Source organism: Pseudomonas brassicacearum (assembly GCF_000585995.1).
GTDB classification, from domain to species: Bacteria; Pseudomonadota; Gammaproteobacteria; order Pseudomonadales; family Pseudomonadaceae; genus Aquipseudomonas; species Aquipseudomonas brassicacearum_A.
The window spans coordinates 813,871-834,663 of the sequence record NZ_CP007410.1 but is presented as its reverse complement, the minus strand read 5'-3'; the positions used below and the strand labels follow the sequence as shown (position 1 = coordinate 834,663).

20 protein-coding genes are annotated in these 20,793 nt (G+C 59.5%); 5 read left to right on the top strand and 15 right to left on the bottom strand.

The annotated features are described in order from the left end of the window. Both CD58_RS03520 and CD58_RS03515 read right to left on the bottom strand, forming a co-directional pair. Entirely contained in the window at positions 1-861 is an 861-nt protein-coding gene (locus CD58_RS03520; protein ID WP_025211691.1) for a MurR/RpiR family transcriptional regulator, read from the bottom strand. Positions 862-888: 27 nt separating this feature from the next. Then, positions 889-2,238 carry a gluconate:H+ symporter gene (locus CD58_RS03515; protein ID WP_025211690.1) on the bottom strand — a complete coding sequence of 450 codons (1,350 nt, stop codon included), beginning with the start codon at positions 2,236-2,238 and terminating at the stop codon, positions 889-891. A 334-nt stretch (positions 2,239-2,572) separates the two neighbouring features. Here CD58_RS03515 and CD58_RS03510 point away from each other — a divergent pair, with 334 nt between their 5' ends. Further along, positions 2,573-4,018 (top strand): SulP family inorganic anion transporter, encoded by a 1,446-nt coding sequence (locus CD58_RS03510; protein WP_025211689.1) that lies wholly within the window; start codon positions 2,573-2,575, stop codon positions 4,016-4,018. Between the two features lie 148 nt (positions 4,019-4,166). Here CD58_RS03510 and CD58_RS03505 read toward each other — a convergent pair whose 3' ends face one another. The 3 genes from CD58_RS03505 to CD58_RS03495 all read right to left on the bottom strand — a co-directional run bounded on the left by CD58_RS03505 (position 4,167) and on the right by CD58_RS03495 (position 6,741). Then, positions 4,167-5,060, bottom strand: coding sequence for an NAD-dependent epimerase/dehydratase family protein (locus CD58_RS03505; RefSeq protein ID WP_025211688.1), 894 nt, complete (start codon positions 5,058-5,060; stop codon positions 4,167-4,169). A 102-nt stretch (positions 5,061-5,162) separates the two neighbouring features. Further along, on the bottom strand, positions 5,163-6,074 hold the full coding sequence (locus tag CD58_RS03500; RefSeq protein ID WP_025211687.1) for a LysR family transcriptional regulator: 912 nt from the start codon (positions 6,072-6,074) through the stop codon (positions 5,163-5,165). A gap of 76 nt (positions 6,075-6,150) precedes the next feature. Further along, positions 6,151-6,741 (bottom strand): NAD(P)H-dependent oxidoreductase, encoded by a 591-nt coding sequence (locus tag CD58_RS03495; protein WP_025211686.1) that lies wholly within the window; start codon positions 6,739-6,741, stop codon positions 6,151-6,153. Between the two features lie 198 nt (positions 6,742-6,939). On the opposite strand from CD58_RS03495, the gene CD58_RS03490 reads away from it, so the two are divergent. Further along, positions 6,940-7,254, top strand: a complete 315-nt coding sequence (locus CD58_RS03490; protein WP_025211685.1) for a putative quinol monooxygenase — start codon at positions 6,940-6,942, stop codon at positions 7,252-7,254. Here the strand turns inward: CD58_RS03490 and CD58_RS03485 are convergent. Continuing rightward, on the bottom strand, positions 7,244-8,008 hold the full coding sequence (locus CD58_RS03485) for a sulfite exporter TauE/SafE family protein (protein WP_025211684.1): 765 nt from the start codon (positions 8,006-8,008) through the stop codon (positions 7,244-7,246). The genes CD58_RS03490 and CD58_RS03485 overlap by 11 nt on opposite strands. Positions 8,009-8,221: 213 nt before the next feature. Between CD58_RS03485 and CD58_RS03480 the strand changes: the two genes are divergently transcribed. Further along, positions 8,222-9,103: a LysR substrate-binding domain-containing protein gene (locus tag CD58_RS03480; protein WP_025211683.1), complete on the top strand. Its 882-nt coding sequence runs from the start codon at positions 8,222-8,224 to the stop codon at positions 9,101-9,103. Positions 9,104-9,201: 98 nt separating this feature from the next. Further along, a complete protein-coding gene (locus CD58_RS03475; RefSeq protein WP_024781087.1) occupies positions 9,202-9,546 on the top strand; it encodes a cupin domain-containing protein in 345 nt (114 codons plus the stop codon). A gap of 75 nt (positions 9,547-9,621) precedes the next feature. Here the strand turns inward: CD58_RS03475 and gntB are convergent, their stop codons facing one another. The 8 genes from gntB to CD58_RS03435 all read right to left on the bottom strand — a co-directional run bounded on the left by gntB (position 9,622) and on the right by CD58_RS03435 (position 19,204). Further along, complete coding sequence (gene gntB, locus CD58_RS03470) at positions 9,622-10,608, bottom strand: guanitoxin biosynthesis L-arginine gamma (S) hydroxylase (RefSeq protein WP_025211682.1); 987 nt, start codon at positions 10,606-10,608, stop codon at positions 9,622-9,624. Between the two features lie 198 nt (positions 10,609-10,806). Beyond that, positions 10,807-11,922: an aminotransferase class V-fold PLP-dependent enzyme gene (locus tag CD58_RS03465; protein WP_025211681.1), complete on the bottom strand. Its 1,116-nt coding sequence runs from the start codon at positions 11,920-11,922 to the stop codon at positions 10,807-10,809. Between the two features lie 3 nt (positions 11,923-11,925). Further along, positions 11,926-13,134 carry an MFS transporter gene (locus CD58_RS03460; protein WP_049866939.1) on the bottom strand — a complete coding sequence of 403 codons (1,209 nt, stop codon included), beginning with the start codon at positions 13,132-13,134 and terminating at the stop codon, positions 11,926-11,928. Beyond that, complete coding sequence (locus CD58_RS03455; RefSeq protein WP_025211679.1) at positions 13,131-14,435, bottom strand: hypothetical protein; 1,305 nt, start codon at positions 14,433-14,435, stop codon at positions 13,131-13,133. The genes CD58_RS03460 and CD58_RS03455 overlap by 4 nt, the downstream gene beginning before the upstream one ends. Then, a complete protein-coding gene (locus CD58_RS03450; protein WP_025211678.1) occupies positions 14,432-15,493 on the bottom strand; it encodes a threonine aldolase family protein in 1,062 nt (353 codons plus the stop codon). Before CD58_RS03450 ends, CD58_RS03455 begins: the two co-directional genes overlap by 4 nt. An 11-nt stretch (positions 15,494-15,504) precedes the next feature. After that, positions 15,505-16,467 carry a proline dehydrogenase family protein gene (locus tag CD58_RS03445; RefSeq protein ID WP_025211677.1) on the bottom strand — a complete coding sequence of 321 codons (963 nt, stop codon included), beginning with the start codon at positions 16,465-16,467 and terminating at the stop codon, positions 15,505-15,507. Between the two features lie 312 nt (positions 16,468-16,779). After that, entirely contained in the window at positions 16,780-17,667 is an 888-nt protein-coding gene (mmsB, locus tag CD58_RS03440) for a 3-hydroxyisobutyrate dehydrogenase (protein WP_025211676.1), read from the bottom strand. 10 nt (positions 17,668-17,677) lie between these two features. Next, positions 17,678-19,204: a CoA-acylating methylmalonate-semialdehyde dehydrogenase gene (locus CD58_RS03435; RefSeq protein WP_025211675.1), complete on the bottom strand. Its 1,527-nt coding sequence runs from the start codon at positions 19,202-19,204 to the stop codon at positions 17,678-17,680. Between the two features lie 139 nt (positions 19,205-19,343). On the opposite strand from CD58_RS03435, the gene CD58_RS03430 reads away from it, so the two are divergent. Next, entirely contained in the window at positions 19,344-20,291 is a 948-nt protein-coding gene (locus CD58_RS03430; protein WP_025211674.1) for a LysR family transcriptional regulator, read from the top strand. Here CD58_RS03430 and CD58_RS03425 read toward each other — a convergent pair. After that, complete coding sequence (locus CD58_RS03425; protein ID WP_025211673.1) at positions 20,288-20,791, bottom strand: OmpA family protein; 504 nt, start codon at positions 20,789-20,791, stop codon at positions 20,288-20,290. The genes CD58_RS03430 and CD58_RS03425 overlap by 4 nt on opposite strands. Positions 20,792-20,793: the final 2 nt, after the last annotated feature.

The following is a 20,793-nucleotide window of genomic DNA, read 5'->3' as shown; positions in this document are numbered from 1 at the left end:
TCAGTCTCCCAACGGCAGGTGATCGTCACCGCCGCGGTAATCGTCCAGGGCGAGCTTGACCCGCCGCAGGCGTTCTTGGTTGTCTTCGGGGTGGGCCAATGCGAGTTCGGTGGCGAGCACGTCGATGGCCAGCAGCATGCCGTAGCGCGCCGCCGTGGGTTTGTAGATGAACGAGGTTTCGGCGCCTTGCAGGGGCAATACCACATCGGCCAGTCGGGCGAGGGGCGAGTCGGCCCGGGTGATGGCCAGGATCGGCGCACCGTAGCTGCGGGCCAGCTCAACCGCGCCCAACAATTCCGGGGTGATGCCGGTGAGTGAGCAGGCGATGACCAGATGTTCTTCACTCAACGAAGTGGCGGTGATGCGCATCATCACCGGGTCGCGGCAGGCGGCAATCGGGTAGCCAAAACGCACCAGCCGTACCTGCAACTCCTCGCCGCACAACGCCGACCAGCCACCGAGCCCGAACGCGTGAATCATCCGCGCCTTGCCGAGCATCCGCACGGCATCGCCGAACCGTGACTCTTCGAACCCCGACAGATGTTGACGCAGGGTCGCCTCGATATCGCCGACGATCTGTCCATAAAACGCCGATTGCTCGGGCGCCCCGGCCGGGTCAAGAAAACGGCTGCCGACACCGCTGGCCTGGGCCAGTTGCAAGCGCAGATCGCGCAGATCGCGGCAACCGACAGTGCGGGCGAAGCGCGACAGCGTGGCGCTGCTGACTTCGGCGCGCTGGGCCAGTTCATCCAGGCTGGCGGAAGCGGCAAAGCCGACATCGTCGAGCATCAGCCGGGCGATTCTGCCTTCGCCGGCGCTGAAAGAGTCCTGGCGGGAGCGGATCTGGTAAAGGATGTCCATGACGGCTCCTGTGAAAGGGCGTTGCGCTCAGAGCAAGCGCGAAAGGCCGAGGGTCAGGCCGAACGCGACCACGGAGATCAGCGTTTCGAGCACGGTCCAGGTCTTGAAGGTTTGGGCAACGGTCATATTGAAGTATTCCTTGATCAGCCAGAAGCCGCCGTCGTTGACGTGGGAAAAGATAACCGACCCGGCTCCCGTGGCCAGCACCAGCAGTTCGGGATGGGGATAACCCAGGCCGATCGCCACGGGCGCGACGATGCCCGAAGCTGTGGTCATCGCCACTGTGGCCGAACCCGTGGCGACGCGCATCAGTGCAGCGAACAGCCAACCCATGACCAGCGGTGACAGTTGGAACTCCTGGGCCAGGCCGACAATCTGCTGCGTGACCCCGGCGTCCACCAGGATCCGGTTCAAACCGCCGCCAGCGCCCACCAACAAGGTGATGCTGGCCGTCGGTGCCAGGCATTCGTTGGTGAACTTGAGGATCGACTCACGGTTGAAGCCCTGGGCCAGGCCAAGGGTCCAGAAGCTGAGGATAGTGGCCAGCAGCAAGGCAATCACCGAGTTGCCGATGAACAACAGGAACTGGTTGAAACCGCTGCCGGGAGTGGAAATCAGGTTGGCCCAGCCGCCGATCAACATCAGCACCACCGGCAGGAGAATAGTCCCCAGGGTGATGCCGAAACCCGGCAGCCTGGCGCGCGGCTCGCGGTCGAGAAATTGCCGCTCCAGCGGGTTTTCGGCCGGCAGTTGGATACGCGGCACGATGAATTTGGCGTACAGGGGACCGGCGATGATCGCCGTGGGGATGCCGATCAGGATCGCGTACAGCAAGGTCTGCCCCACCGAGGCCTGGAATGCCTGCACCGCCAGCATCGCCGCCGGATGCGGCGGCACCAGGGCATGGACCACCGAAAGCCCGGCGACCATCGGCAGCCCCACCATCAGGATCGACACGCCGACACGCCGGGCGATAGTGAACGCAATGGGCACCAGCAATACAAACCCGACTTCGAAGAACAGCGGCAGCCCGACCAGAAAGGCGATGCACACCATCGCCCAGTGGGCGTTGCGCTCGCCGAAGCGTTCGATCAGCGTCTGCGCCATCCGCTCCGCCCCGCCGGACTCGGCCATCATCTTGCCGAGCATCGTCCCCAGGGCGACCACCAGCGCGATGTGCCCCAGCGTCTTGCCGACACCCGCCTCGTACGCCCCCACCACACCCGACGGCGGCATCCCGGCCAGCAACGCCAGGCCGATGGACACCAGCGTAATCACGATGAACGGATTAAGCCGGTAACGGGCGATCAGAACGATCAGCGCAATGATGGCGATGGCCGCATAGACCAACAACCAATAACCGAAAGCGGGTGCCATGCGTTACTCCTCGAATGGGGTCACGTCGATGTGTTGTGAAACTCATAAATCATTTCGACGGAAAATCTTCAAACACACTGAAAGTAATTTTCGTGCACAGACAAGAAATGTCGCTGACGGGCATCGCGACACGGCGTTGATGAAAATTCAGCGCAAGACTTTCATTGCCGTTGTGGCGAGGGAGCTTGCTCCCGCTGGGCTGCGCAGCAGCCCCAACTTCATCAACACAATGACCAACGGCTGGCCGCCTCGCACTCAATTCCGTACCATCCGCAGCTGTTTTTGCATCACGTCCCGGCAGCCAACGCTCAACCGGTGCCCAGTCAGGTAAACCATGAAACCAGCACGCCTTCGCGCCGACGTCCTCGCCGGCCTCACCACGTCCTTCGCCTTGCTTCCCGAGTGCATCGCCTTCGCCCTGGTGGCCCACCTCAACCCGCTGATGGGGTTGTACGGCGCCTTCATCCTCTGCACCCTCACCGCCCTGTTCGGCGGACGCCCGGGCATGGTGTCGGGCGCGGCGGGTTCGATGGCGGTGGTGATCATCGCGCTGGTGGTGCAGCACGGCGTGCAGTACCTGCTGGCCACCGTGCTGTTGGGCGGGCTGATCATGCTGGCGTTCGGGCTGTTGCGGTTGGGCAAGCTGGTGCGGATGGTGCCGCACCCGGTGATGCTCGGCTTCGTCAACGGCCTGGCGATTGTCATTGCGCTGGCCCAGCTGGAACATTTCAAGATTGACCAGACCTGGCTGAGCGGCGGCCCGCTGTACCTGATGGTCGGCCTGGTGGCGCTGACCATGGCCATCGTCTACCTGCTGCCGCGCCTGACCCGTAGCGTGCCGCAGGCCCTGGTGGCGATCCTCGGCGTCGGCCTGGCGGTCTACCTGCTCGGCCTGCCGACCCGGACGCTGGGCGACATGGCCCACATCGCCGGCGGCTTGCCGGCCTTTGCCTGGCCGGACATTCCCTGGAACCTGAAAACCCTGCAGATCGTGGCGCCCTATGCGGTGATCATGGCGATGGTCGGCCTGCTGGAAACCCTGCTGACCCTGAACCTGACCGATGAAATCACCCAAAGCCGCGGTTATCCGGACCGGGAATGCGTGGCACTGGGCGCGGCCAACATGGTCTCCGGGCTGTTCGGCGGCATGGGCGGGTGCGCCATGATCGGCCAGACGATGATCAACCTCAGCTCGGGCGGGCGCGGGCGATTATCGGGTGTCGTGGCCGGGGTGATGGTGTTGCTGTTCGTGTTGTTCCTGTCGCCACTGATCGAGCGCATCCCGCTCGCTGCACTGGTGGGGGTGATGTTCGTGGTGTCGCAGCAGACGTTTGCCTGGGCCTCTCTGCGGGTGATCAACAAAGTGCCGGTGAACGATGTGCTGGTGATCATCGCGGTGACGGTCATCACGGTGTTCACCGACCTGGCCATCGCCGTGCTCTGCGGTATCGTCATTGCGGCGCTCAACTTCGCCTGGCAACAGGCCCGGGAGCTGTACGCCGACACGCACCTGGAGGCCGACGGCAGCAAACTCTATCGCCTGCACGGCACGCTGTTCTTCGCCTCGACGACGCCGTTCCTCAACCAGTTCGACCCGGCCAACGACCCCGCCCAGGTGACACTGGACTGCCGTCACCTGAGCTTCGTCGATTACTCGGCCATCGCCGCGCTCAAGACTTTGCGTGAACGCTACAGCAAAGCCGGCAAGCATCTGCGGGTGTATCACCTGTCCGACCGCTGCAAGCAGATGCTCAAGCGGGCGGGCGAGCAGCACGACTGAAAAAGTACCAGGCTCGCATGGGACCTTGTGGGAGCGGGCTTGCTCGCGAAAGCGGCGTGTCAGTCAGCCTTTTTATCGACTGACACACCGCCTTCGCGAGCAAGCCCGCTCCCACGGGTGCTATGTTTTACGATGGCTTTGATGGCACTCACACCATCTCAGCAAGAATCCACTCCACCACCGAGGTCCGCTTCGGTGTCCAGCCGAGCAACTCACGGGCATTTTTACCCCGCACGCGGCTGTTGGAGCCCAGGCCATAATTGGCCATTTCGTAGCCCCACTCGGCCTCGGCATCGGCCAGCGGCCAATCTTGCGGTTCACCAAGCTGCAGTGCTCGGGCCATGGCGGTGGTCATGTCGATGAACGAAGCCTCGCCGCTTTCGACGAAGTAGAACGTGCCAGGCTGGTTATGGGTCAGGGCCAGTTTGTATAACTCGACCACGTCCTCGATATGCACGTTGGACCAGATGTTCTGCCCCGGCCCGACATGCCGTACCACTCCACTTTTACGCGCCTGCTTGAGCAGACGCGGCAATTGCACGCTGTCACGCTTCACGCCCAGGCTGTGGCCATAGATCAAGGTGTTGCAGATCACCGCCGAGTTCACGCCTTGCTTGGCGGCATCCAGGACCAGGTTGTCGATGGCGACACGGGCCGCTTTGTCGGGGGTGGGTTGCGGCAGCTTGCCTTCGTAGTAAATGTCCTCGCTGGAGCGACCGCCCGAAGCATCGCCGACAATGCTCGAACCGCTGGTGTGCAACAGCACTTTGTTCGACCCCTTGAGCCCTTCGATCAAGGCCTCTACCGCACCACGATGATCGCTACTGGCGGCATTGATCACCGCGTCGGCAGCACGTGCCTGTTCGGTGAGCAGCTTGCTGTCTTCGAGGGTGCCGATGACCGGCTTGATGCCCAGTGCAGTCAGCTCGCCCGCCTGTTCGGCACTGCGTACCAGACCGGTGACTTGATGTCCGGCACGTACCAGGCCGGTGGCGATGGAACCGCCGATAAAACCGGCAGCGCCGGTGACGAATACGTTCATGGATGAACTCCTTGGCAAATCAGTGATGGGACGAGTATCGGGGACCGATCCTTGGCGAAACAGTCCACATTGCCCAAATCACTCTTGCCTGGAAGTCACGAATCAGCCCTTGAATTCCCGCGAAGCGTAGTCGGCGAGCTTGCCCTGGATGAAGTCCAGGAAGCACTGGATCCGCAACGCCAATTGCGAGTTGCGGTAGTACACCGCATTGATCGGCTGGCGGTATCCGCTGTTGGCGTCGGCCAGCAACACCTCCAGCCGACCGGCCTGGATGTCGTCACGGGTCATGAAATCCGACAGGCAGGCGATGCCCTGTCCTTGCAGCGCCAGGTGGCGCACGGTTTCGCCACTGGAGGCGCTAATGGCCGCTTGGATCGGCCAGCGATCACCGTGTACATGGCGCAGCGGCCACTGATTGAGCCCCTCGTTCTGGGCAAACCCCAACAGCGCATGACCTGCCAGCTCGGCGACGCTTGAAGGCGTGCCGTGCTGCTTCAGATAAGTCGGGCTGGCCAGGATGTGCAAGGGGCTGCACCCCAGGGACCGGGCATGCAACGTCGAATCGGTGAGGGTGCCGATACGAATGGCGATGTCGGTGCTTTGCTCCAGCAAATCGATGATCAGGTCGTTGCTGTTGAGTTCGAGCTGGATGTCCGGGTAGAGCCGGCGAAACTCTTCGATGTGCGGGACGATGGCGTGGAGCATGAACGGTGACGCCGCGTTGATCCGCAAGCGTCCTGCGGGATTTTTCTGGCGGGACGACAAGCGTTCTTCCAGCTCGTCCATCTGGTCGAGGATGCCCTTGGCCTGCTCGAAGAAATACTTGCCCTCTTCGGTCAGGTCCATGCGCCGGGTAGTGCGGTTGATCAACGTGGTATCGAGCTTGGCCTCCAGGCGCGACAAGGTGCGACTGACCGCCGACGGCGTCTGCCCGACCTGCTCGGCGGCGGCGGAGATGGATCCGCACTCGATCACGCAGACGAAGATCTGCAATTCGTCGGATCTGGCTTTCACAGGTGTCCTCTCATGAAATGCAACTCAATGCCACAGATGCATCACTGTCTTCAGGTAGGCCCCGATACTAGCCGGATTACCGCGAAAGGCCGAACACCTCACGCAAATGCTGCTCATAGCGCACCACATCGGCCTCGACATTCGGACGTTTCATCACGTCCACACACAGGAAAGTCGGCAGGCCGGTCATGCCCAGGAACTGGTTGGCTTTGTGAAATGGAAAGTACACCGCGTCCACGCCCTTGGCTTCGAAGAAGTCGGTGGGGTCGTCGAAGGCTTGCTGCGGGGCGTTCCAGGTCAGGGACAACATGTATTGCTTGCCCTGCAACAGACCGCCGCTGCCGTACTTCTGCGACGCGTCGGAGCGGGTGCGGCCGTCGCTGGCGTAGAGGCTGCCGTGACCTTCGGTGAAGACCTCGTCGATGTACTTCTTGACGGTCCACGGCGCGCCCATCCACCAGCCAGGCATCTGATAAATGATCACGTCGGCCCAAAGGAACTTGGCGACCTCTTCCTTGATGTCGTAGCCGCCGTCGATGAACGTGGTTTTCACGTCAAGACCGCCTCGGTCCAGAACGCTGAGGGCAGTCTCGTGGAGCGTCGCGTTATAGCGACCGTCGGAATGAGCGAATTTTTTACCGCCGTTGAGCAGCAGGATTTTTTTCATGGGGAGCCTCATCGGGTTCCAAGGCGTTTGCCGTTAAACGGCTGCCGAATGGAAAGATTGAAAACGATGACGGCAGAGTACCGATGGGCATCGCGCGGAATAAGCACCGACACGGCAAAACTGATTTGACCAAAACGCACGAATCAACACTCGATTGTTGCCGTAGGATTCAGCCGAATTTCATTTCAGGAGGCCCCGATGAGCCAATTGCACGGATTCATCCTGCACGCCAAGACCCGTCCGGAAAAAGCCGACGCCTTCGAAGCGCTGTTTCGCGCTTATGTCGAGCCAAGCCGCGCCGAGCCCGGCTGCATCGAATATCACATGCTGCGGGACCAGCAAGACCCGACGCTGTTTATCTTCTATGAGATCTGGGCCTCCCAGGCGCATCTGGATGTGCATTCGAATCTGCCGCACATGAAGCAGTTCTTTGAGCAACGCATGGATTACCTGGAGCGCGACTTCGAAATCCGCCGCGTCGACATGCTCAGTCCGTCCTCGGCTAGCCGCTGATCAGCAGATGCCCGCCGAGCACGCCGAGGCCAATGAAAAATACCCGCTTGAACAGCACGGCGCTGATCCGCTGACGCAGCCACTGCCCCAGCCACATCCCCAGCAACGCCGGCACCAGCGTCAGCACTGAAGCACTCAATTCGCCCCCACCCAGTGCGCCGCGCCACAGCAGGCCGGCCGCCAGGGCCAGTGTCGAAACGGTGAATGACAGGCCCAGGGCTTGCACCAGTTCATCCTTGCTCAAGCCCAGCGCTTGCAGATAGGGCACCGCCGGAATGACGAACACGCCGGTGGCGGAGGTGATGATGCCGGTGAGCACTCCGCAGAGCGGGGCCAGCCAGGCCTCTGCATGGGCACCGACCCGCAACGTAGGCAAGAGCAACCCACTCAGCGCATACAGCAACAACGCCCCGCCCAGGGCCCGCACCACCCAGGCCCCTCCCGCCATGCCGATCCACAGCGTACCGAGGCCGGTGCCGATGAAAATCGCCAGCAGCAGCGGCCACAGGCGCCGGACCAGTGCGTGCAGATGGCCGCCAAAAGCCAGTTGCCAGACGTTGGTCAGGGTCGCCGGAATGATCAGCAGCGCCGCAGCCTGCGCTGGTGCCATAGCCAGCCCGAGCAACCCCATGGAAATGGTCGGCAGACCGAGGCCGATCACCCCCTTGACGGTGCCGGCCAGCAGGAAGGTGCCGATGACCAACAGGGAAAGGGCCAGGCCGAGGTTTTGATAGAACGCGATGAGTGTATTCATGGGCCCATCGTGCGCGTTGGGTAGCGGTTTGAAAATCTGCCATATACTGAGGGTGCCTCTCCCTGAGCAAGAGGCTGATCATTTTGTTGGTGCTACCGCCGCCTTCGCGAGCAAGCCCGCTCCCACATTTGAAATGCAATCCTCTGTGGGAGCGAGCTTGCTCGCGATAGCGATGCATCAGTCCCCCGGAAACCGGCACAGGATCACCTGCCCATGCACTTCGACCTCACCGACCTGCGCCTCTACCTGAACATCCTCGACACCGGCAACATCACTGCCGGTGCGGCTCGCAGCCATTTGTCCCTGGCAGCGGCCAGTGCGCGCATCCGCGCCATGGAGGCGTCCCTGGGCATCGGCTTGCTCGAACGCGGCCGACGCGGCGTCACCCCCACGCCGGCCGGCAAGGCCCTGGCGCAACATGCCCGGGTGTTGCTGCAACACGTCGAACACTTGCAACAGGATCTGGCCGAGTACGCCCAGGGCGTCAAAGGCCAGGTACGGCTGTTATGCAACACCAGCGCCATGACCGAATACCTGCCCGAACTGCTGGCCGGTTTCCTCAAGGGCCATGCCAACCTCGATATCGATCTACAGGAATTGCCCAGTTCACGAATCACCCATGCGCTGCGTCAGGGCGCGGCGGACTTGGGGATCGTTTCCGACGCGGTGGATACCGATGGCCTTCAGACCTGGCCGTTTCGCGACGATCCACTGGTCTTGATCCTACCGTCTGGACATCCCTTGGCTGACGGCCGAGCGCTGAGTTTCAGCGAAACCCTCAGCCATGACTATGTCGGCCTGAACGCTTCCAGTGCCTTGGCCATCTACCTCGAAGAGCAGGCGCTGCATACCGGCCTGCGCATGCAAATCCGCATTCGCGCTGACGGTTTCGATGGGGTGATTCGCATGGTGGCCCACGGTGCCGGTATCGCCATCGTGCCGAAAGCGGCCATCGCCCGGCGCCCACCCGAATCCGCATATCAATGCGTCCCGCTGCGGGAGGCCTGGGCGCACCGGGCGTTGCTGTTGTGCGCGCGGAACTTCGAAGGTTTGCCAGCCTACGCCAAGGCCCTGGCGCGGCATCTGGCCGAGTGATGCGCGCTTCTGGATAGCCGAGTGTCGAGTACAGACATCTATCCGCCCGTGCGGCGCGTTAGGGTGCCTGTTCTCTTCTGCCCCCTTTCGGAGCTCACATGACCGCACCCATCACCGTCCTGCGCGATACCCACCCGCTGCCCGTACTCGACGCCTGCAAATGGGAAAAACTCGAAGGCGACCCGCACACCGTCAACCTCAACGCCTACACCAGCGAAGACGGCAGCAAGATCATGGGCACCTGGATCTGCACACCCGGCAAATGGTATGTGGAGTATGTGAAGTGGGAATACTGCCATTTCCAGGAAGGCTACTGCATCATCACCCCGGAAGGCATGGAACCGATCCATCTGCGCGCGGGCGACATCTTCGTCATCGAGCCAGGCATGAAAGGTACCTGGGAAGTGGTCGAGACTGTGCGTAAGTACTTCGTCTTCGCCTGACGCGTCCTGATACGAATTTGGCCGATGCGCTGTGCTCACAGGCAACCCCTGAGCACAGCGCAATAGGCCCGTCCGCTACGCCGTCACGTCAACGGTGCTGATCTTACCGCTTCGATACGCCTCGAATATCTGATGGATACTCGATCGGGCGTCCCCTTTCGCGGTGAAAATGCCACCGCAGCCGCGATTGGCTGCCGCGTAGCTCTCGTCCTCCATCAAGACCTGATGCGTCTGCTTCAGATTCCAGAACGGCACACCGGCAAACAGGTGGTGCGTCAGATGGTAGTTATCGCCATGCATGCCGATAAACAATCGTTCGATCAGCGTCGGGAAACGATTGCGCGTCAGCTTTACCTCATCCTCGTACACACCGAACATGCCGAAGTGCTCGGAAATCTCGGAGAGCCAGCCAATCACCTGGAATACCGTGAAGTAAGGGATCAACCAGAACAAAACATAGCCCCACGGGCCGACGAAGTAGCTGAAGAGCAGCAGGATTGCGCCATGCACCGCCAGCAGTTTCACGCCCTGTAACGGGCTGGCCAAAATACTCCCCGCACGGTTCTTTACCAGGTAGAGGAAATACTTGTAGGTATTGACCAGCGTAACGCTCCTGAACAGATGGCGAACCAGGAAATCCAGACGGTCCTGGGCCTGGTACAGGCCAGACTCGATATAGAAACGGTGGTCGGGATCCTTATGCTGGTCACCCAAATGGTGATGGTGCATCTGCACATGGGATCGACGATAGGCCTCATAGTCCTGGAAGATGGGATAAGCCAGGAGGTACTCACCGACCCACTTGTTAAGTGTCTTGTTTTGAGCCAGGGTCATGTGCGCCGCTTCGTGCAGAAGCGAGGCCAGCGCCCGCTGCCGGGAGCCAATGAACAGCAATGCCAGTGGATACAGAACGTTATAGCGACTGGCCAGAAACACCGCCGAGGCCATGACGAGCAAGTCTGCGCAAAGGGCAAGTAGCCAATGCCAGTTGTCTTTTTTATAAAGAGGACGCAAGCGCTGCCTTAATTCAGCAGAAGGGTTAAACCGGTTTACATCGTTCATCGAAATTCCCTTTCGTAACTCGAAGTGATAAATACAGACGGCAACCGCCCGTACAGCCTTAATTATTTTTCCAAACAATTAGTGCAGACCACTGCCGCAGACGGTCACCTGCCAGCACCCTACGCACATTCCATTGCGACAAACCGCACGCCATAGACTTTCTACTTCTATTCAACTGCTATTTTGCTAGGCAGTCTTTTATAACTCGGAAAGCAACGAGATAAACTCATCCACCTCCCGGGGGCTGTTCCTGGCATTAATTGAAACGCGCACAAAGCGCTCAGGCCCGTGTTTCAACATGAAGTACGGCGTATGCGCAGCGTATCCCGGCCAACAATTGATACCCCGGGCTCGCAAACGACTAACGATGTCGGTCGCCGAATAGCGCTCATGGGTGAATGCGATGATGCCCTGACGGTGAGTACCCGGCGCAATCAGGTTGACCCCAGGCGTCTGTGCCAGACGGCGCAACAGCGTTTGATAGAGCTCGGACTCCGCTCCGTATGCGCTCGACAAGCGCTCTTTGATCGCCTGATTCAAACCCACCACTGCCGCATTGTTACGCTCGGCGTATTCAAAACCCCGGGCATCTCCAATCCCCCGCGTAACAACCCCGGAAGCATCAACCGTGGCCCGGCTCAAGTCAGTGAAACGCGGCTGCACGGTGGCCAGGAAACGATCGGACAGATAGGCAAACCCCGTTCCTCTCGGCCCGCACAGAAACTTTCTACCCGCAGCCGTCAATACATCGCAGCCAGCGGCGCGCACGTCCAGCGCCAGCATGCCGACCGATTGACAGGCATCGACAAAGTACAGGCTGGGGTAATCGCGCAAGATATTCCCCACCGCTTCGATATCATTCACGATGCCACAGCAAGAAGGAACGTGGACGATCGAGACCAGCTTGACCTCGGCGCTCATGTGCCGGGCCAGCCATTGCAGATCGAGGTTTCCATCGGCCAGCAGCGGCATCACTTCAATCACCACACCGTACAGTCGCTGCAGGGTTGCCAGTGCGATCAGGTTGCCCGCGTATTCATAAGGAGTGACCAGGACACGGGCACCTTCCGACCAGGTCAAGGCCTCCAGCGCGGTCACCCACGCCTTGGTCGCGCCATCGAAAAGCGCCACATTACGCACATCGGCGCCCAGCAGCCGGGCGATGTTTTCATAGACCTCAACGTCCAGGACCGAGGCGTGATTCAATTCGGTTTCATAGGCTCCCGACTCAAATTCTTCCTGCAGATAACCTTGCATCAGGCTCAGCGTCTCGCTGGACATAAGCCCCGAACCCGCCGTATTGAAGTGAATCATCAATCACCTCTCGCCTCTTGAACCCAGGAAATAAAACCCGCTGGCCACGACAACACACAGGGACAACAGGTAGAACATGGCTTGAGGTGCATAGAGCGATAGCGCGACACCGCACAACACCGGCCCCAGCGCCGCCCCCAGGTTGGACAGGTTTTGCGCACCGTAGTACACGCCGCGCATATCCTCCGGGGCGATGTAATCGATGAACAGGTACTCCACCGGGATAATAATGATTTCGCCCACGGTGAAAACGATCATGGCCAAGGCCCAGACAACCGGGGTCTGTGCATAACAAAAGCCCATCAGACCGATCACGAAGAACAGCATGCCCAGCATTAACATCCGGAACAGATTGCTCTGATTGATCCTCGATCCGACCAGGTATTGCAGACCAATGACCACGCAAGCGTTGGTGGTGACCAAATAGTTGATGATGGTGTAAGTGTTCTCCGGGGTACTGGTCACGATCAAATATTGCGACAGGTAGGCCGTAAACTGACCAAACACGACGGCACTGAGAATGCCCCCGATGGTGAAACAGACCAGCCTGTAGTTACGCACCAAGTGGACCAGTACACGGGCAAAATCGTTATTCGGTCGCTCTACGCTTTCACCCCGAGGAAGTCGCTCGCCCAGCACGCTGTACAGCACAACAAAAGCCACCCCAATCAGCGCCGAGACCGCAAACGGAAGGCCGGGACTGATCTTCGCGCACAGCACACCCAGAAAGGGCCCGATGGCATAACCGACATTGGTCAGCGTGTACTTCATGGAAAACACGCTTCCCCGCTTTTCCGCCGTCACCAGGAAACCGATCCCCGACTTCACCGCAATATCGATCACCGCATAGGCAAGATTGACCACCACGATGGCGATGATGAACGGCACCAGGCTGGCGACCTGATACGCCACGGCAAAGGCCAAGGCAAACAGCGTGGCGGCGCCGAGCAGGATCCGGTAGTTGGAAAACCTGTCCACCAGGAAGCCGCCATAGACACCCAGGAGGGAACTGACGATCAACGCGCCGCCCACCACCAGGCCGATATCAGTGACTCCCAGACCAAAAGCCTGGGAGAAATAAACCACCAGATAAGGCAACGCCAGCGCCCGGGCAACGGTCAGGATAAACGTCGCCGACAGCAGCAGGACCACGGGCCTCGTATAAACCTTGACCCCGCCCTGCACGGCCAACTCTCCCGGCCCGTCGTTCATGCCAGCATTTCCCTGTAGATGCCGGGCTCATCCTCGCGCAGCAACTCGATGCTTTTCTGAATAGCCCCACGGTCGCGGTCGAGAATGAACACATGCCCCGGGCAGTTTTCCAGGGAAACGGTTTCCTTGAGCGTACCTTCATCCTGGATCTTGATGCTGTGTACCCCTGGGATCGTTTTCCACCGAGCGAGGTTCGGCGCTTGCTTGATCGGCCCGGCCTGTCGAGCGATCAGAAACACACAACTGGAATGGAAGTAGAGCTTGTTTCTCGGTCGTTGACGGTAATCGAAAAAGGACTGGGGGTTGACCAGCGAATCGATCCACAGGCTTAGCTGGTTATGCCCCAGGGCCCGCGTATAGGCCGACAGGTCAATACCTCCCGGCATGCGAGCCGCTGTTTCCAGCAACACCGGTTCATCGTCGACGATCATCAGTTCGCTGTGGCCCACGCCCTGCCGGATGCCAAGTGCATCGAGCACGGAAAAAATGTAGTGCGACAGACGACTGTAGACCTCGGCATTGTCCACCGGACACATCAGTTGGTTGTAGTCATGCACAGGCGAATCCCCGATCCGGGTGCGGTACACCCGGATGATTTCGCTGACATAATGCTGGCCGTCGACACTCACGGTGTTAACGCAGTATTCAATGTCGACATCACTGGATTTGCTCGCCGACAATTCGGACTTGAAGTCCGAGTTATTCAGATACTGCTGGACCAGAATTTCCTCGTTGTTTTCGAGAAAAAGATTGCGGCTCGACTTGATCACCTCGAAAGCCTGTTCAACCTGGCTTTCCTGCGTGCAGATATGAATATTGTCGGAGCCGGCGCTTTTGATCGGCTTCAATACCACGGGCAGGATTTTCTGCTCTTTTATCCAATCCTGAATCGCTGCCAGCGAATCCGATTTGAAATGTTTGATCGAGCGCACGCCAGAGCGCTGCAAGGCTTCGTGCATTTCAAATTTATCGCGCCAGCGAATGGCGTGGGCCGGGTCATTACGGCGTGGAATATTGAATACGCCAGCAAGATGAGCGGTCAGTTCGACGCCAAATTCGCAACCAGCGAGGACGAACTGCACCGAATACTCGGATAACGCCTGGCGCAGCTCAGAATCCGAGCTATACAAAATATCCTTGATAAAGTCGGCTGGGCGGAACCAGGACTTGTAGAACTCGTTGACACTGGCGGTAGAGCGCAGGTGTACGCATTCAAATCCACGGGAAATAAACGCGGGCGCGATAAGGCTGCCGGTCGAGTAGGCATCCACGACCAGCACAATGTTTTTCTTATAGATCACTTGACCGCCTCCCGCGCCTGACTGAGCTCTCGGACGGTATCCTTGATGATACCGACGGCTTTATAAATATCGTCGCGGGTAATGTTGATATGTGGCATGAAGCGCATTTCCCTGGCGTTATAAGGCAAGCCCCCCACCCCTTTCTGACGCAGATGAGCCGCGAACTGCACCGGAGTAATACCCAGCGCGGCAATATCCAGGGTGACCATGTTGGTGCCCTTGTAGCGTGCGGGCGCCTCGTCGATGTCGTTGAGCAACCGGTACAGCAACGCCGCGTGCTCATGGTCTTCGACCAGCCGCTCGATGTGGTTTTGCATCGCATAAAGCCCGGCAGCCGCCATCATGCCGGCCTGGTGCAGATCGCCGCCAAACCATTTGCGGTATTTCTTGGCACGCAGTATCAGTTCCTGCGAGCCCACCATGATCGAACCGATCGGTGCTCCCAGGCCTTTTGACAGGCACATGGACAAGAGATCGGCGTTATCGGTGTAGGACGTCACGTCAATGCCGGAGGCAATCGACGCATGGAGAATCCGGGCACCGTCGAGATAACGATAGGCCCCGATATCCTTGGCGTACGTAAAGACATCGTTCATTTGCTGCAAAGGAAAGACTGCACCGCCTTTACACCCGAGTGTGTTTTCAATCACCACGACTCGTGGCAGAGCGTAGTTCTGGCTCCAGCGGCATTTGGAGGCATGGAGCTTTTCCAGGTCACTGACGTCGAACAGGCCGTTGTCGTGGTTGGAAAGCGAAAAGTTGACCCCTGAAAAGGCCGACGTCGAGGCGGACTCATAGAAATTGATGTGGTACGAGGCGTCCAGGAATATCTCGTCACCCGGATTCGTCAGGGCCTTGATTGCCAACTGGTTGCTCAAGGTGCCGCCCGCGGTGAACAGCGCCGCTTCCTTCTGGAAGTAAGTGGCGCAGTACTCCTCCAACGCACGCACAGTCGGGTCTTCACCGAAGCAATCATCACCTACTTCTGCCTGGTAAATCGCCTTGCGCATGCCTTCCGTTGGCTTGGTCACCGTATCGCTTCTGAGATCGATAAACATGAGTTGCTCCGTTAGTAACCTGCGCCAAAGACAATGCGAGAGGGGTCGTAGAAGTCAGCCAGCGCTTCAAGGACGTTCTCGGGCGACTCTGCGAGCCGATGCAGAAAATGCAGGTACCAGCTGTCGCCATAAACCGCCGCGATACGACAAGCCAGCCCCGCCTCTTTGGCTTTGCGCAATGTCTCGGGTTGCACACCGTGGAGCATTTCCAGTTCCTGGATCTGCGAATGGTAACCCTGGTCGAAAATGCGCTTGATCAGGTGGGGATCCTGCGTGGCGCAACTGACCGGAACCCTGGCCTCGAGGATGGCGGCGAGTAAATTCAAGTAACGCTCATCCAGCTCGGCGCCCCGGGGGAGGGCTATTTCACGGGCTTCGTTATAGACGCCCTTGACCAATCTAATCTTACGACCATAACCAATGATTGCTGGTAAATCATCAATCGTTCTATGCAAGTGTGCTTGTACGGTGAGGCCAACATTGGCGTGATCAGGCGCCAACTTGGAATACACTTCGAGGATCTTATCGACCGCCGAAGAGTGCTCCATGCTGATCATCACGGAAATATTGTGTTCTGCGGCAGCCGACAAAAGAATAGTGGCATTATGATAGGCAGTTTCCTGGGAAATGAGCATTCCCACGGCACTTAGATCGAAGCCCAATTGCGGAGTTAATCCAGCCTTTGAAAAAGTCTGGATAGCGGCGAGGTATTCATCAACGAAGGACTGTACAACGCGCGGATCATGGTTCTCCTCGCCGACATATTCCACGCCGAGTTGATAGCCTTTGGCGCGGAGCAATTGCAGTTTGTCAGTGAGTCCAGCTCGATCCGAGGAGATTATATAGCGGTGAGCGGCCTGCTCGAATAACCTGAAGAATAATGAGTCTTTGCTGAAGGCGTCCCGACATTCCTGATTCAACGCCAACTTTTTAAGACCGGCAGTCGTAAGTACGCATGTTTCCTGCGAAGGCATGGGTATCGCTCCTTGATAAGTAGTGCTCGTCCTGAGCCGCGAGTATTGTGCAACAAGTTTTTTCTGTCAAGGCACCTTAACTATAACAACTCGTTATTACTCACGACGTTTCATATATATAAAAAGTCAAAGATGAGCAGGACGAGTCCATATATTAAATAGGGTTTATTACAGCTTCGCTAATCTTGCCCAACTCTTTTATTTTCCTGCGGCGGCAACGCAGCCTCAAACCACAAACGCGGCTTACGCCGCGTCTGACCGATTCAATCCGCACATCGCCGCAGATGAACGCTTCGCTCAATGCCCCACGTGTTATTGAGGCTTGCGATAGCTGTTGACGATGGCCGAAAAATCCTTGCCTCCCTCGCCCCGCTGGCTCATCGCCTGATACAACTGCTGGGCCACCGCCCCCAGCACCACCGGCTGATGGACCTGCCGCGCAGCTTCGGTGGCCAGGCCCAAATCCTTGAGCATCAAGTCCGCGCCGAAACCACCGGTATAGCCTCGAGACGCCGGCGCCGTTTCGATCACGCCGGGCCATGGGTTGTAGGTGTCCGAACTCCAGCAACGGCCCGTCGAGCTGTTGATGATGCCCGCCAACACCTGGGTGTCGATCCCCAGTGCATCGCCCAAGGCCATGGCTTCGCTGACGCCCACCATGGAAATCCCCAGCAGCAGGTTGTTGCAGATCTTGGCGATCTGCCCGGTGCCGACTTCGCCGCAATGCACGATGTTACGGCCCATTTGCGCCAGTACCGGTTGCAAGGTGGCAAACAGCTCGGCCGTGGCACCGACCATGAAGGTCAACGTGCCGGCCGCCGCACCGCCGGTGCCGCCCGAGACGGGTGCGTCGGCCATCGCCACGCCTTGCCTGGCGGCAGCGGTGGCGACATCGCGAGCGGTCTGTGGGTCGATGGTGCTGCAATCCACCGCTGGCGTGCCGGCGGCAATGCCCGCCAGCACACCGTCTTCACCCAGCCAGACACTGCGCACATGGGCGGCGGCCGGCAGCATGGAGATCACCAGCCCGGCACCCTGGGCCGCATCACGAGGCGAGGCGCTAATGGTGCCGCCTAAAGCAGCCAACTCGGCCAACACCGTCTGGTTCAGGTCGAACAGGTTCAGCGAATGGCCGGCCTTGAGCAGGTTGCGCGCCATGGGCGCGCCCATGTTGCCCAGGCCGATAAATGCGATGTTCATGTCCGGCTCCTTAACGCAGATTGATGGTGGTGTTCACACCGTCGTTGACGCTGTCATCATCGAACCAGCGCGCGGTGACGGTCTTGGTTTGAGTGTAGAACTGCACCACTTGTTTGCCGTAGGGACCGAGGTCGCCGAGCTTCGAACCCCGGGAGCCAGTGAAGCTGAAAAATGGCACAGGCACCGGAATCGGAATGTTGATCCCCACCTGGCCGACATCGATTTCGCTCTGGAATCTGCGTGCCGCCGCACCGCTCTGGGTGAACAGGCCCGTACCGTTGCCAAACGGGTTGGCGTTGACCAGGGCAATCGCCTCGGCCAGGGTGTCGACTTCCAGCACCACCAGCACCGGGCCGAAGATTTCCTCGGTGTAGATGCGCATCTTGGTGGTCACGCCGGAAAACAGGGTCGGGCCGACGAAGTTACCCTGCTCGAAACCCGGCACACTGATGCCACGGCCATCGAGTTCCAGCTTCGCGCCTTCCTTCACGCCACTTTCGATCAACTCGAGGATCCGCGCCTTGGCCCGCTTGGAGATCACCGGGCCGACATCGGTGCCTGGCTCGCTGCCGGCGTTGACCTTGAGCTTCTGCGCCAGGGCCTTGAGCTCCGGCAGCCATTGCTTGGCCGCCCCCACCAGCACCACCACGGAGGTGGCCATGCAACGCTGGCCCGCCGCGCCGAAACCGGCCCCGACCAGGGCGTTGAGGGTTTGTTCACGATTGGCGTCCGGCAATACCACCGCGTGGTTCTTGGCGCCCATCATCGACTGCACGCGCTTGCCATGGCGACCCGCCAGGTCATACACGTGGGTGCCGACGGCTGTCGAGCCGACGAAGGAAACCGCCTTGATGTCCTTGTGGGTGCACAGCGCATCCACCACGTCCTTGCCGCCATGCACCACATTGAGCACGCCCGCTGGCACGCCAGCCTCGATGGCCAGCTCCACCAGCAGCATGGTCGACAAGGGGTCCTGTTCCGACGGCTTGAGCACGAAGGTATTGCCGCAGGCGATGGCCATCGGGAACATCCACAGCGGAATCATCGCCGGGAAGTTGAACGGGGTAATGCCCGCGCACACACCAATCGGCTGACGCAACGTGTAGGTATCCACGCCACCGGCAACGTTCTCGGCAAACTCGCCCATTTGCAGGGTGCCGATGGAGCAAGCGTGCTCGACCACTTCCAACCCACGGAAAATATCACCCTCGGCATCAGCGATGGTTTTGCCCTGTTCGGCGCTGAGCACGACGGCAATGCGCTTGGAATGCTCGCGAATCAAGGCCTGGAGCTTGAGCATGATGCGCATCCGCGCGCCGATGGGCGTCAGTTTCCAGGTCTGGAAAGCACGCTGGGCGGCGGCGATGGCGGCATCGACTTCCGATGCCGTGGCGAACGGCACCTTCGCCAACACCTGCTGGGTGGCCGGGTTGACGATGTCGTGCCATTCGCTGGACTGGGATTCAACCCACTCGCCGTCGATCAACAGTTTGACGGTTTGCAGGGTGGTGTCACTGGGCGTAAGGGAAACGTTCATGCAGGCCTCCGGGAATTGTTCTTATAGAGCGCGCTGGTTCAGCAGAGACCAAGGCGCATAGACACCTTGGTGATGAGACGGTTTTTGGAGTATAGATGTGCAAACTTCTAATAAGAACGCACATAAAAACCGGTCCATCATGCAAAAAAACATCACCTCCCTGGGGTCGCTGAATTGGGACGACCTCAAGTTCTTCCTCGAAGTGGCCCGCACCCGCAAGGCCAGCACCGCAGCCAAACGCCTGGCCGTCGACTACACCACGGTGTCGCGACGCATCAGCTCGCTGGAAGCTTCGTTGGGCACGCTGCTGTTCGAAAAATCCCGGACCAACGGTTTTATCCTGACCGCCGAAGGCCAGCGTCTGCTGGGTTACGCCGAGTCGATTGAAAGTACCCTGCACATGGCCTGCGAACAGGTGTCAGGATCGGGGGTCGCACTGTCCGGCCACGTGCGCATGGGCTGTACCGAAGGTTTCGGCAGCTTCTTCATCACCCCGCAATTGAGCCACTTCGTCGATGCCTACCCAGCCATTTCGGTGGACATCCTGCCGTTGCCGCACTTCATCAGCCTCTCCAAGCGCGAAGCCGACATCGTCATCGCCCTCGAACGCCCCGAACATGGCCCGTATGTGTGCTGCAAATTGTGCGACTACCGGCTGCAGCTCTATGCCACCCAGCACTACCTGGACAGCCACCCACCCATCCAGCGACCGGCAGACCTGAGCAAGCATTCGTTCATCAGCTATGTGGACGACCTGGCGTTCAGCTCCGAGTTGCTCTACCTGGCCAACGTACTGCCCGGCGCCAATGCGCATCTGCGCAGCACCAGCGTGATCGCTCAATTCGTGGCGGCGCAGCAAGGGCGGTCACTGGCCATCCTGCCGTGCTTCCTCGCCGCCCAGGATCCCCGCCTGCGGCCGGTGTTGCCGGAGGAGATCACCGTCACCCGGCAGTTCTGGATGTACTGCCGGGAGGACTTGAGGAAGCTCAAGCGGATTACCTTGTTGTGGGATTACATCCGCCAGGTGACTGAACAGAACCAGCCATTGCTGATGGGCGACAGTCGGGAGATGGTGTTCGCCGATTAGTCGGCGATGACCACGATGGCGACGCGACGGTTTTCGGTACGCCCGTCGACAGTGTCGTTGGAGGCGACCGGCTTGCTGCTGCCGAGACCGCGCGATTGAACGTTTTCTTCGCGCATGCCTACACCGATCAATACCTTGCTCACGCTGTTGGCCCGACGTATCGACAGTTGTTCGTTATAGGCTTGGGAGCCCGAGGCGTCGGTATGTCCATCGATCCGCACTCGCTCGATGCCGGCCAGCAACAACGCCTTGCCGATTCGCTCGACGATCTCGGTGCTGGCCGGGTTCAGGTTTTCGACATCGCTGCTAAACAGCACCTTGCCCGACAGACCGAAGGCCCAACCTTCGTCAGTCAATTCGAACCCTTGTTGCTTGAGTACGGCAATTTGCGCCGGGGTAAGCCCTTTTTGTGGTGCCGTCTGGCAACCGGTCAGGGCCAGGACGGCGATGAACAGAACCGCAGCGAACCACTGCAGGAAACGTTGAGGATATACACGCACGA